Here is a 13,525-nt window from a genome sequence, read left to right as displayed (position 1 = left end):
TTGTAGTACTCAGAAACTTTGTTTCTGAGTTTCCGTTTGAATTGTAGTTTTTCAATCAATTCTGTCTTGATTTTAAAACTTTCTTACGCTGTGTAGTTTTCAAGGTACAAGGTTGACAACCTGTGTTGTCAATTAAGTTGAAAGACTTTGTTGGCCTCTCAAAACTGAACACAAGCAGACAACCAATTTAAACGTTTTTCTTAAATTGTGTTGGTCGCTTATGTGATTAATCTAAGTATTCTTTAGACTAATCAATGTATTGTTTTGTAAAAAGACTTTGTTAGCCTCTCAAAACTGAACAGTGAAAAGGTACTTCTCCTTAGAAAGGAGGTGATCCAGCCGCACCTTCCGATACGGCTACCTTGTTACGACTTCACCCCAATCATCGATCCCACCTTCGACAGCTGCCTCCTTTAAGGTTAGCTCACTGGCTTCGGGTGTTACCGACTCTCATGGTGTGACGGGCGGTGTGTACAAGACCCGGGAACGCATTCACCGCGACGTGCTGATTCGCGATTACTAGCAACTCCGACTTCATGTAGGCGAGTTGCAGCCTACAATCCGAACTGGGATCGGCTTATTGGGATTTGCTTAACTTCACAGTCTTGCTTCCCGTTGTACCGACCATTGTAGCACGTGTGTAGCCCAGGACATAAGGGGCATGATGATTTGACGTCATCCCCACCTTCCTCCGGTTTGTCACCGGCAGTCCCTCTAGAGTTATCAGCTTTACCTGTTATCAACTAAAGGCAAGGGTTGCGCTCGTTGCGGGACTTAACCCAACATCTCACGACACGAGCTGACGACAACCATGCACCACCTGTCTCCTCTGTACCCGAAGATAAAGGATTATCTCTAATCCGATCAGAGGGATGTCAAGCCCTGGTAAGGTTCTTCGCGTTGCGTCGAATTAAACCACATGCTCCGCTGCTTGTGCGGGTCCCCGTCAATTCCTTTGAGTTTCAGTCTTGCGACCGTACTCCCCAGGCGGAGTGCTTAATGCGTTAGCTGCGGCACTGATGGATGTCTCCACCAACACCTAGCACTCATCGTTTACGGCGTGGACTACCAGGGTATCTAATCCTGTTCGCTACCCACGCTTTCGTGCATCAGCGTCAGTTGCAGTCCAGAGAGTCGCCTTCGCCACTGGTGTTCCTCCTAATATCTACGCATTTCACCGCTACACTAGGAATTCCACTCTCCTCTCCTGCACTCAAGCCCTTTAGTTTCAAATGCTAACTACGGTTAAGCCGTAGCCTTTCACATCTGACTTAAAAGGCCGCCTACGCACCCTTTACGCCCAGTAATTCCGGATAACGCTCGCCCCCTACGTATTACCGCGGCTGCTGGCACGTAGTTAGCCGGGGCTTCCTCCTAAGGTACCGTCCGTTTCTTCCCTTAGGACAGAGCTTTACGACCCGAAGGCCTTCTTCGCTCACGCGGCGTCGCTGCATCAGGGTTTCCCCCATTGTGCAATATTCCCCACTGCTGCCTCCCGTAGGAGTCTGGACCGTGTCTCAGTTCCAGTGTGGCCGTTCACCCTCTCAGGCCGGCTACTGATCGTCGCCTTGGTGAGCCGTTACCTCACCAACTAGCTAATCAGACGCGGGACCATCCCATACCGATAAATCTTTGACTCACGTATCATGCGATACTTGAGCTTCATGGGGTATTAATCCCGGTTTCCCGAGGCTATTCCCCTGTATAGGGCAGGTTTCCCACGCGTTACTCACCCGTCCGCCACTAACTATATTGATTTCCATCCGAAGACTTCCATTAATATAGTTCGTTCGACTTGCATGTGTTAAGCACGCCGCCAGCGTTCATCCTGAGCCAGGATCAAACTCTCATATAAAAGCTTTTTGTTCTCCTGTCACTCGTTATGACGTTGACATGTATTTTTAAGCGTATCTCAAAATTTGAAATTTTGGATGTTTGCTTGTGACTTCTCACTGTTCAGTTTTCAAAGACCAACTATCATTTCGCCCGTTAGGGCTATTGTTATGAGTGTCCATTAGGACCAATTTTGTCATCCTTCGTTAAGATCTTCTTTGAGAAGATTTACTAGAGACAACTTTTATAGTTTAGCATTTTCAATCTTATTTGTCAATGCTTTTTAAAAACTTTTTAAAATCTTTTTTCCTGTTGCTCAATGTTATCTTTACCAACTGATTCAACATTAGATTAAGTTTTTTTAGCGACTTAATTACTTTAACATTTTTTTTATCGCTTGTCAATATTTTTTTCGAAATTCACTTTTACTTTGTTTTTCCTGTCGTTTAGTGGCGACTTGTTTACTATACCAAATTTAAATTATCAAGTCAATAGATTTTACTTATACAGTTTTATCCAAATCAGATTATAATCTATAAACACTCATACAGGCTAAAGTCAGATATATAGTATCCAAAAAATATCTAAACAACTAATGGCTTTCAATGCTCATTATTCCCCTATAATTAGGCTTCCTAACTTTCAAAAAATTATACAATTAATTAAATGTTTTTCAATAATTCTCCTAGTCGTTTCAAGTCATCTATATATATATCCTTTAACTCTCTTTTGTATATTACTGCTGCTGGATGGTATAATGGAAAAACAGTATATTCATTTTCTTTTATTCTAGTACGTATTGGACTTCCGTGAGTATTACCTATTGTTATTGTTTCGTCATTTGATATTGTTTTTAATGGAATATTTCCCAATGTAACAATTATTTTAGGCATAATAATATCTATTTCTTCAAACAAGAAGTCTTTAAACTCTTCTATTTCATTCTTGTTTGGTGTCCTATTTGTTTTGGTCCCAGGTCTTTTACCTTCTTTAGTTGGTCTAAATTTTACCGTATTTGTAATGTAAAGCTTTTCTCTTTCTAATTCAAGAATTGATAAAAACTCATTTAGATATTTTCCTGCCGAGCCTACAAAGGGCTTTTTCTGCTCTACCTCCCTAGCCCCTGGTGCTTCACCTACCATCATTACAATACTATCAATTTTACCATTTCCAAGCACTAATTCTTTATCATAAAATTTATTTGTAATTTTAATGTTTAATTGTGTTAATCTCTCATTCTTCAAAAATATCTCCCTTTCACTATTTTTTAATATCATACTATAGCTTTAATCCCTCATATTTTTTCTTTATATTTTTAAAGTCTTCCCATGCAGGTCGTTTTTTATTTTCATCTCTCAATAAAGCAGCTGGATGATATGTTGGCATAACGTAAAATTTACCTAACTCTACCCATACTCCCCTATTTTTTGTTATTTTGAAATCTTGGCTTATTATATTTTGAGCAGATACAGCTCCTAAGCATACTAATATTTTAGGATTTACTAACTTTACCTGCCATCTTAAATATTCTATACATGATTCAGATTCTTCTGCTAAAGGATTTCTATTATTGGGAGGTCTACACTTAACTATATTCGCTATATAGACGTCTTCCCTTTTCAGTCCTATTGCATTGAGCATCCTATCAAAAAGTTGGCCAGCAGCTCCTACAAATGGACGTCCTTGCTTATCTTCATTGTATCCTGGTCCTTCTCCGATAAACATAATGGAAGCATTAGGGTTCCCCTCACCAAAAACTACATTTGTTCTAGTCATATGTAAAGGACACTTATTACATTTTTGACAATATCCCTCTAGACTTTCTAAGGTATACATATTACATCACTCCATAAAATATAGGATTAGTTAGTCTTCTTTTATTACAAGTCTCTATATATCATACTATATATTATTCATATGACTTTTTCCATAAGAATGAGTTGTCAAGTAATTATATGCCAAAAAAATAAAAAACCAATCTTCTAGAGATTGGAACAAAAAACAATAAATCCAGCAACGTCCTACTCTCCCAGGCGGTCTCCCACCAAGTACCATCAGCGCTGAAGGGCTTAACTTCTGTGTTCGGTATGGGAACAGGTGTGACCCCTTCGCTATTGTCACTGGATTTATGCCCTAATTTAATAAGGCTTCATATATTTAATTTAAGGCTTATACCTTAAAAACTACACAGCGTCCATATTTCTGGTCAAGCCCTCGACCTATTAGTATCGTTTAGCTTAAAGCATTGCTGCTCTTACACCTACGACCTATCAACCAGTTAGTCTTTCTGGGGTCTTACTCTGTTTACCAGATGGGAAATCTTTTCTTAAGGGGGGCTTCGCGCTTAGATGCCTTCAGCGCTTATCCCTACCAGACTTGGCTACTCAGCCATGCCCTTGGCAGGACAACTGATACACTAGTGGTCTGTCCATTCCGGTCCTCTCGTACTAGGAACAGCTCCTTTCAAATTTCCTACGCCCACGACAGATAGGGACCGAACTGTCTCACGACGTTCTGAACCCAGCTCGCGTGCCTCTTTAATGGGCGAACAGCCCAACCCTTGGAACCTGCTACAGCTCCAGGATGAGACGAGCCGACATCGAGGTGCCAAACCTCCCCGTCGATGTGGACTCTTGGGGGAGATAAGCCTGTTATCCCCGGGGTAGCTTTTATCCGTTGAGCGATGGCCCTTCCACTCGGCGCCACCGGATCACTAAGTCCAACTTTCGTTCCTGCTCGACTTGTAGGTCTCGCAGTCAAGCTCCCTTCTGCCTTTACACTCTTCGCACGATTTCCGACCGTGCTGAGGGAACCTTTGAGCGCCTCCGTTACTTTTTAGGAGGCGACCGCCCCAGTCAAACTGCCCAACTGACAGTGTCCCAAGACCAGTTTCATGGCCTATGGTTAGAACTTCAGTATCATAAGGGTGGTATCCCAACGACGACTCCACCAATGCTGGCGCACTGATTTCTCTGTCTCCCACCTATTCTGTACATAGGATACCAAAATCCAATGTCAGCTTGCAGTAAAGCTCCACGGGGTCTTTCCGTCTAGTCGCGGGTAACTCGCATCTTCACGAGTACTACAATTTCACCGGATCTCTTGTTGAGACAGTGCCCAGATCGTTACACCTTTCGTGCGGGTCGGAACTTACCCGACAAGGAATTTCGCTACCTTAGGACCGTTATAGTTACGGCCGCCGTTTACTGGGGCTTAAGTTCTTACCTTCGCTTGCGCTAAGCATTCCCCTTAACCTTCCAGCACCGGGCAGGTGTCAGCCCCTATACTTCATCTTTCGATTTAGCAGAGACCTGTGTTTTTGGTAAACAGTCGCCTGGGCCTATTCACTGCGGCCGAAGGAGGCTTATGTGGCTTGCACTTCACCTCCCTCGGCACCCCTTCTCCCGAAGTTACGGGGTTAATTTGCCGAGTTCCTTAACAAGAGTTCTTCCGCTCATCTTAGGATTCTCTCCTCGCCTACCTGTGTCGGTTTGCGGTACGGGTACCTTTAGGCTTGATAGAAGCTTTTCTTGGCAGTGTGGATTCAGTTAGTTCGCTACTTGTATTTCGCTCCCCATCACTTCTCAGGATATTGTATCTACGGATTTGCCTTTAGATACTCCCTACTTGCTTAGGCACACTCAACCAACGGTGTGCTTAACCTATCCTCCTGCGTCACTCCTTCTCTTTTAGCGCCTTCTGGTAGTACAGGAATTTCAACCTGTTGTCCATCGCCTACGCCTTTTGGCCTGGGCTTAGGTCCCGACTAACCCTGAGTGGACGAGCCTTCCTCAGGAAACCTTAGGCTTTCGATGGGTGAGATTCTCACTCACCTCTCGCTACTCATGCCAACATTCTCTCTTGTATACTGTCCACTACTCCTTTCGGTATAGCTTCTACCTGTATACAATGCTCCTCTACCACTGTCGTAGATTCAATGCTACCCTTAAGTTTTCACTTAACTAGAATCTGGCCGAAGGCTTTTATTGTAGCCTTTTGTGGCCTTCGGCAAAGCTTTCTTTGCCCTTTACTTTAAGAGTAATATTGAATCTATGACAATCCACATCTTCTGGTGACTAGTTTGAGCCCCGGTAATCTTCGGCGCAAGACCACTCGACCAGTGAGCTATTACGCACTCTTTGAATGTGTGGCTGCTTCTAAGCCAACATCCTGGTTGTCTGTGTAGTCTTACATCCTTTCCCACTTAACTTGTACTTTGGGACCTTAGATGGTGGTCTGGGCTGTTTCCCTTTTGACTATGAAACTTATCTCACATAGTCTGACTCCCAAGTATATGACTGTGGCATTCGGAGTTTGATAGGTTTTGGTAACGCATGCGCGCCCCTAGACCAGTCAGTGCTCTACCTCCACGTCACTTTCCTTGAGGCTAGCCCTAAAGCTATTTCGAGGAGAACCAGCTATATCCGGGTTCGATTGGAATTTCACCGCTACCCACAGGTCATCCGATAGCTTTTAAACGCTAAGCGGTTCGGTCCTCCATTGAGTTTTACCTCAACTTCAACCTGCCCATGGGTAGGTCACCCGGTTTCGGGTCTACGACATGCAACTTAATCGCCCTATTTAGACTCGGTTTCCCTACGGCTCCATACCTTAAGTACTTAACCTTGCTGCATATCGTAACTCGTTGGCCCGTTCTACAAAAGTACGCGGTCGTTCATATATAGAACTTCCACTGCTTGTAAACATAGGGTTTCAGGTTCTTTTTCACTCCCCTCCCGGGGTTCTTTTCACCTTTCCCTCACGGTACTATTCTCTATCGGTCACTAGGTAGTATTTAGCCTTGGGGGGTGGGCCCCCCTGCTTCCCACAAGGTTTCTCGTGTCTCGTGGTACTCTGGATCTCAGCTGGCGGGTTTTCTATTTCGTATACTGGACTTTCACCTTCTGTGGTGGGCCTTTCCAGACCTCTTCTACTATAGATTATCCCTACCGTTTTGCTGGTCCGCAACCCCAGTAAAGTTACCTCTACTGGTTTGGGCTCTTCCCCGTTCGCTCGCCGCTACTTAGGGAATCGATGTTTCTTTCTCTTCCTCAGGGTACTTAGATGTTTCAGTTCCCCTGGTCTGCCTTCTATCTACCTATGGATTCAGTAGATGATTCCTAAGGTTCTCCTTAGGTGGGTTTCCCCATTCGGATATCTACGGATCTATGTCTACTTGCGACTCCCCGTAGCATTTCGGTGCTTATCCCGTCCTTCTTCGGCTCCTAGTGCCAAGGCATTCACCCTATGCTCTTAGTATCTTGACCAGATGCTGCAATTACCCAAATCTTTGATTTGGTGTAATTGTAGTACTCAGAAACTTTGTTTCTGAGTTTCCGTTTGAATTGTAGTTTTTCAATCAATTCTGTCTTGATTTTAAAACTTTCTTACGCTGTGTAGTTTTCAAGGTACAAGGTTGACAACTTAGTTGTCAATTATTGAGAATTGAGAGTTGATAATTGAGAACTATTTATATTCTTTTAATTCTCTATTTTCCATTTTCAATTCTCAATTATCTTTAAACGCTAGTTTAAAGATATCGTGGTGGAGATGAGGAGATTCGAACTCCTGACCCCCTGCTTGCAAGGCAGGTGCTCTCCCAACTGAGCTACACCCCCATATTTTATTGAGTGTTGAGAGTTAAAAATGAGAATTGTTTAGATTCTCTTTTAGTTTCTCTTTCTCTTTATTAAGTTTTATCTATTTGAAAGACTTTGTTAGCCTCTCAAAACTGAACAGTGAAAAGGTACTTCTCCTTAGAAAGGAGGTGATCCAGCCGCACCTTCCGATACGGCTACCTTGTTACGACTTCACCCCAATCATCGATCCCACCTTCGACAGCTGCCTCCTTTAAGGTTAGCTCACTGGCTTCGGGTGTTACCGACTCTCATGGTGTGACGGGCGGTGTGTACAAGACCCGGGAACGCATTCACCGCGACGTGCTGATTCGCGATTACTAGCAACTCCGACTTCATGTAGGCGAGTTGCAGCCTACAATCCGAACTGGGATCGGCTTATTGGGATTTGCTTAACTTCACAGTCTTGCTTCCCGTTGTACCGACCATTGTAGCACGTGTGTAGCCCAGGACATAAGGGGCATGATGATTTGACGTCATCCCCACCTTCCTCCGGTTTGTCACCGGCAGTCCCTCTAGAGTTATCAGCTTTACCTGTTATCAACTAAAGGCAAGGGTTGCGCTCGTTGCGGGACTTAACCCAACATCTCACGACACGAGCTGACGACAACCATGCACCACCTGTCTCCTCTGTATCCGAAGATAAAGGATTATCTCTAATCCGATCAGAGGGATGTCAAGCCCTGGTAAGGTTCTTCGCGTTGCGTCGAATTAAACCACATGCTCCGCTGCTTGTGCGGGTCCCCGTCAATTCCTTTGAGTTTCAGTCTTGCGACCGTACTCCCCAGGCGGAGTGCTTAATGCGTTAGCTGCGGCACTGATGGATGTCTCCACCAACACCTAGCACTCATCGTTTACGGCGTGGACTACCAGGGTATCTAATCCTGTTCGCTACCCACGCTTTCGTGCATCAGCGTCAGTTGCAGTCCAGAGAGTCGCCTTCGCCACTGGTGTTCCTCCTAATATCTACGCATTTCACCGCTACACTAGGAATTCCACTCTCCTCTCCTGCACTCAAGCCCTTTAGTTTCAAATGCTAACTACGGTTAAGCCGTAGCCTTTCACATCTGACTTAAAAGGCCGCCTATGCACCCTTTACGCCCAGTAATTCCGGATAACGCTCGCCCCCTACGTATTACCGCGGCTGCTGGCACGTAGTTAGCCGGGGCTTCCTCCTAAGGTACCGTCCGTTTCTTCCCTTAGGACAGAGCTTTACGACCCGAAGGCCTTCTTCGCTCACGCGGCGTCGCTGCATCAGGGTTTCCCCCATTGTGCAATATTCCCCACTGCTGCCTCCCGTAGGAGTCTGGACCGTGTCTCAGTTCCAGTGTGGCCGTTCACCCTCTCAGGCCGGCTACTGATCGTCGCCTTGGTGAGCCGTTACCTCACCAACTAGCTAATCAGACGCGGGACCATCCCATACCGATAAATCTTTGACTCACGTATCATGCGATACTTGAGCTTCATGGGGTATTAATCCCGGTTTCCCGAGGCTATTCCCCTGTATAGGGCAGGTTTCCCACGCGTTACTCACCCGTCCGCCACTAACTATATTGATTTCCATCCGAAGACTTCCATTAATATAGTTCGTTCGACTTGCATGTGTTAAGCACGCCGCCAGCGTTCATCCTGAGCCAGGATCAAACTCTCATATAAAAGCTTTTTGTTCTCCTGTCACTCGTTATGACGTTGACATGTATTTTTAAGCGTATCTCAAAATTTGAAATTTTGGATGTTTGCTTGTGACTTCTCACTGTTCAGTTTTCAAAGACCAACTATTATTTCGCCCGTTAGGGCTAATCAATCGCAGAATTTTTATTACCGCTGACTTTTACTACTATATCAAACTTTTCATAAAGTGTCAAGCATTTTTTTATTTTTTTAGTCATACCAGATGACGACAATACATAATATATCATTTTATCATATCTTTTTCAAGAGTTACTTTATTCCATATTTTCTTATCTAATTGTATATCTTCTTTAACTCTTTTTGAAATTTTTCAATAATTTTTTTCTCCATTCTTGACACTGTCATTTGAGATATGTTCAATTCCTTAGCAATTTCAAATTGAGTTTTTTTATTAAAGTATCTATCATAGAGTATTTTTTTCTCCATATCATTCAATTTTTCTATATTTTTCTTTAAGAAATCATTATTCTCTATTGTTGTAAAGTACTTATCATCTTCTCCTATTAGCTCTGATAAATTAATATCCTTATCATCACCATTCGAATCAAGTACTACATCTAATGAATGAGGGGTATATACCTTGCTAGCTTCCATAGCTTCAAGTATTTCCTCTGATGAGCATTGCAAATACTCTGCCAGCTCGTCAACTGTAGGGGTTCGCTGTAAAGTTTGACTTAAAGTATTTTTTGACACATTTATTTTCTTTGAAAGCTCTTGTATTCTTCTAGGTACTCTTATGGCCCATCCTTTGTCTCTGAAATATTTTTTTATCTCTCCTATTATTGTAGGCGTAGCAAAGCTAGAGAACTCATATCCTTTTGATATATCATATCTATCTACAGCGTAAATAAGTCCTATACAAGCTACCTGATAAATATCTTCATAATCGATTCCTCTATTTACATATTTTTTGGATAATATTTCAGCTATATAAAGATGTCTTTTTATAAGTTCTTCTCTTATTATATAAGAATCTTTATTTTCACTATACTTTTTAAATAGTTCCTTGCTATTAATCTTTGTTAAATCATCTGTCATATAATATCATCCTTTATATACTTAATCATTCTTATCTCAGTACCCTTTTCTCTATCATTAATTATTTCAACTTCATCCATAAGAGAATTGATTATAAATATTCCTAACCCACCTTCTCCCAACTCTTCAACCTTTAATTCCTTTATATCATCTACATTAAATCCTTTTCCTATATCCTTTACTGTTATTACTAACTTGTCCACATACATATCGAAGTTAATATCAAAGTTTTCTTTTTCGCTGCTTAAGCTATGCTCCAATGTACTAGTACAAGCTTCTGCTATAGCTACTTTAATATCTTCTATTTCTTCTATATCAAATCCCATCCTGCTCGCTATAGCAGAAGTTGTAAGTCTAACTACGCTTACATATTCAGCCTTATTGGGAACATTAAGTTTTATACTATCAAAGCTACTCTCAAAATTATCTACCATTTCCATTGGTCACTCCTTTATAAGAAACACTTTATCTAAACTTGTCAAGTCAAATAATTTTTTAATATTAGGCTTGATACCTTTAATAGTTATAGTTTTTTCATTTTCCTTTACTTTTTTCAAGGCACTTATTAATACTCCTAGTCCCGTACTATCTATATAGGATAAGCTTTGGCCATTTATTATTATATTACACATTTTTTCTTCTAATGCCTCAAGAAGTATTTCTTTAAATTTAGGTGATGTATAAATATCTAATTCACCAATAATATCTATTACCCATGAGTCTAAGTTTTCGTTAAACATTTTATTAATTTCCATTGTATAATGTCCCTCCTTTTTTATTATAAATATATTAATATAGTATAATAAATTGGCACTAATGTAAACTTATATAGAAGAAGAAAGCGTACAAAAAAGTACGCTATTCTAATTCCTCAGCAACTACTGTAGCAACGGATACTACCCTATCGTCTTTACCAAATCTCATTAGAGTTACTCCTTGAGTCGATCTTCCCATCTGTGATATGTCTGATACTTTTAGTCTTATTATAACTCCTGAAAGACTTATTATCATAATTTCATCATCTTCTTCTACTATCTTTGCACTTATTAATTTTCCAGTCCTGTCTTTTACATTATAAGTCTTTATGCCTTTTCCTCCTCTTGATTGAACTCTATACTCATCAAGAGAAGTTCTTTTACCATATCCAGATTCGCTTATAACAAGTAAGTCCTTACCGTCCTCTACTGTACCCATTCCTACCAGTTTATCATCTTTATTTAGATTTATTGCCTTAACTCCCATGGCAGTTCTACCCATGTCTCTTACATCTTCTTCATTAAACCTAATTGACATACCATTTGAAGTTACCAGTATTATATCGCTTTTCCCATCTGTTCTTCTTACACTTATAAGCTCATCATTTTCTCTTAAGCTAATGGCTATTAAACCGCTTTTTCTTATATTTTCAAACTGCTCTAATTTAGTTTTCTTGATAGTTCCATTTTGTGTAACAAGAACAAGAAAATCATCTGGACCAAAATCTTTTATAGGTATTATAGCGGAAATATTTTCTCCTGAATTTAATTGAAGCAGATTGATAATAGCTGTACCTTTTGCTTGTCTCTTAGCTTCTGGTATTTCGTACGCCTTCAAGCTATATACTCTACCTTGATTTGTAAAGAATAACAAATTATCATGTGTTGAGGTTACAAATAGATGCTCAACGAAATCCTCTTCTCTAGTAGTAAGCCCTGTTACTCCCTTTCCGCCTCTTTTTTGCGCCTTATATGTGTCTTCTGGCATCCTCTTGATATAGCCAAAATGAGTTAGTGTAATTGCTACGTTTTCCTCTTGTATCATATCTTCTATATCTATTTCTTCGGCTAAAGGTCTTATTTCTGTTCTTCTTTCATCTTTATAATTTTCTTTAATTTCAATAAGTTCTTCTCTGATTATTTGATATATAAGTCTTTCGTTGGCAAGTATCTCTTTTAATCTATTTATTTCTATTATGAGAGCTTCATACTCTTCTTCAATTTTATCTCTTTCTAATCCTGTAAGCCTTTGAAGACGCATATCCAATATTGCTTGAGATTGTTTTTCTGTTAATCCAAAGTTATTCATTAGGCCTTCTTTAGCCTCAACTACAGTTATTGAACCTCTAATAAGAGCAATTACAGCATCTATATTATCTAATGCTATCCTTAAGCCTTCTAATATGTGTGCTCTTTCTTCTGCCTTATTTAAATCAAATTGTGTTCTTCTTACTATTATTTCTTTTTGATGATCAAGATAATATCTTAACATTTGTTTAAGATTTAGTAATTTTGGTTCACCATTTACTATTGCTATCATTATTATGCTAAATGTATCTTGAAGCTGAGTATGCTTATACAGATTGTTCAATACTATGTTTGGATTAGCATCTCTTTTAATTTCTATTACAATTCTCATACCACTTCTATCTGATTCATCTCTTAAATCAGAAATTCCTTCAAGACTTTTTTCCCTAACAAGGTCTGCTATTTTTTCTATAAGTCTAGCCTTGTTCACTTGGTATGGGATCTCTGTAATAATTATAGATGTTCTTCCTTTGCTATTCTGTTCAATATCAGCTTTAGCTCGTACTCTTACTTTTCCTCTACCTGTCCTGTATGCTGATTTAATTCCTTCCTTTCCCATTATTACAGCACCTGTAGGAAAATCAGGTCCCTTAATACAATCTAAAAGGTCATCTACTTGAACCTCTGGGTCATCTATCATCATTATTGCCCCATCTATGACTTCTGCTAGATTATGCGGAGGAATTGACGTTGCCATACCTACTGCTATTCCTGAAGAACCATTTACTAATAGATTTGGAAATCTACTTGGTAGTACTATAGGTTCATTTAAGGTTTCATCAAAGTTCAGTCTATAGTCTACAGTATCTTTTCCTAAATCTCTAAGCATTTCCAAAGCTATCTTAGACATTCTAGCTTCTGTATAACGCATATGTGCAGCTCCGTCACCATCAACAGATCCAAAGTTTCCATGACCGTCAACTAACATATATCTAGTTGAAAAGTTCTGTGCAAGCTTTACCATTGCATCGTATACGGATGAGTCTCCATGGGGGTGATACTTACCTAGTGTATCCCCTACGATACGTGCAGACTTTTTATGAGGCTTATCAGGTGTATTTCCAAGTTCATTCATAGAATATAGTATTCTTCTATGCACTGGTTTTAAACCATCACGTACATCTGGTATTGCCCTACTTACTATTACACTCATTGCATAATCCAAGTATGATGTTTTCATTTCATCTTCTATGTTTATTGGCAAAATATTACGTTCTTCGTTACTCATAAAAAACCTCCTAAGAATAGTCCTTGTAACTATAT

6 protein-coding genes, 1 tRNA gene and 4 rRNA genes are annotated in these 13,525 nt (G+C 40.5%); all 11 read right to left on the bottom strand.

Annotated features, from left to right (window positions below; translation table 11 throughout):
* Window positions 1-323 precede the first annotated feature (323 nt).
* Window positions 324-1,855: ribosomal RNA gene (locus QO263_RS02555) — 16S ribosomal RNA — on the bottom strand.
* A gap of 640 nt (window positions 1,856-2,495) precedes the next feature.
* On the bottom strand, window positions 2,496-3,077 hold the full coding sequence (locus tag QO263_RS02550; RefSeq protein ID WP_285626098.1) for a uracil-DNA glycosylase: 582 nt from the start codon (window positions 3,075-3,077) through the stop codon (window positions 2,496-2,498).
* A 34-nt stretch (window positions 3,078-3,111) separates the two neighbouring features.
* On the bottom strand, window positions 3,112-3,669 hold the full coding sequence (locus QO263_RS02545; protein ID WP_285626096.1) for a uracil-DNA glycosylase: 558 nt from the start codon (window positions 3,667-3,669) through the stop codon (window positions 3,112-3,114).
* Between the two features lie 172 nt (window positions 3,670-3,841).
* Window positions 3,842-3,958: ribosomal RNA gene (gene rrf, locus QO263_RS02540) — 5S ribosomal RNA — on the bottom strand.
* A gap of 77 nt (window positions 3,959-4,035) precedes the next feature.
* Window positions 4,036-7,100: ribosomal RNA gene (locus tag QO263_RS02535) — 23S ribosomal RNA — on the bottom strand.
* A gap of 275 nt (window positions 7,101-7,375) precedes the next feature.
* A tRNA-Ala gene (locus QO263_RS02530) sits at window positions 7,376-7,451 on the bottom strand.
* 142 nt (window positions 7,452-7,593) lie between these two features.
* Window positions 7,594-9,125 (bottom strand): 16S ribosomal RNA (locus QO263_RS02525).
* The 16S, 23S and 5S rRNA genes sit together here with 1 tRNA gene alongside, the layout of an rRNA operon.
* A 309-nt stretch (window positions 9,126-9,434) precedes the next feature.
* Entirely contained in the window at window positions 9,435-10,199 is a 765-nt protein-coding gene (locus tag QO263_RS02520) for a SigB/SigF/SigG family RNA polymerase sigma factor (RefSeq protein WP_285626092.1), read from the bottom strand.
* Window positions 10,196-10,639, bottom strand: coding sequence for an ATP-binding protein (locus QO263_RS02515; RefSeq protein WP_285626090.1), 444 nt, complete (start codon window positions 10,637-10,639; stop codon window positions 10,196-10,198). The genes QO263_RS02520 and QO263_RS02515 overlap by 4 nt, the downstream gene beginning before the upstream one ends.
* A gap of 3 nt (window positions 10,640-10,642) precedes the next feature.
* On the bottom strand, window positions 10,643-10,954 hold the full coding sequence (locus QO263_RS02510; protein WP_285626087.1) for an STAS domain-containing protein: 312 nt from the start codon (window positions 10,952-10,954) through the stop codon (window positions 10,643-10,645).
* Between the two features lie 103 nt (window positions 10,955-11,057).
* A complete protein-coding gene (gene gyrA / locus QO263_RS02505; RefSeq protein WP_285626085.1) occupies window positions 11,058-13,490 on the bottom strand; it encodes a DNA gyrase subunit A in 2,433 nt (810 codons plus the stop codon).
* Window positions 13,491-13,525 lie beyond the last annotated feature (35 nt).

This window comes from Proteiniborus sp. MB09-C3, from assembly GCF_030263895.1.
GTDB lineage: Bacteria > Bacillota > Clostridia > Tissierellales > Proteiniboraceae > Proteiniborus.
The sequence above is the reverse complement of the archived record's forward strand: the minus strand, read 5'-3'. Positions and strand labels throughout refer to the sequence as shown.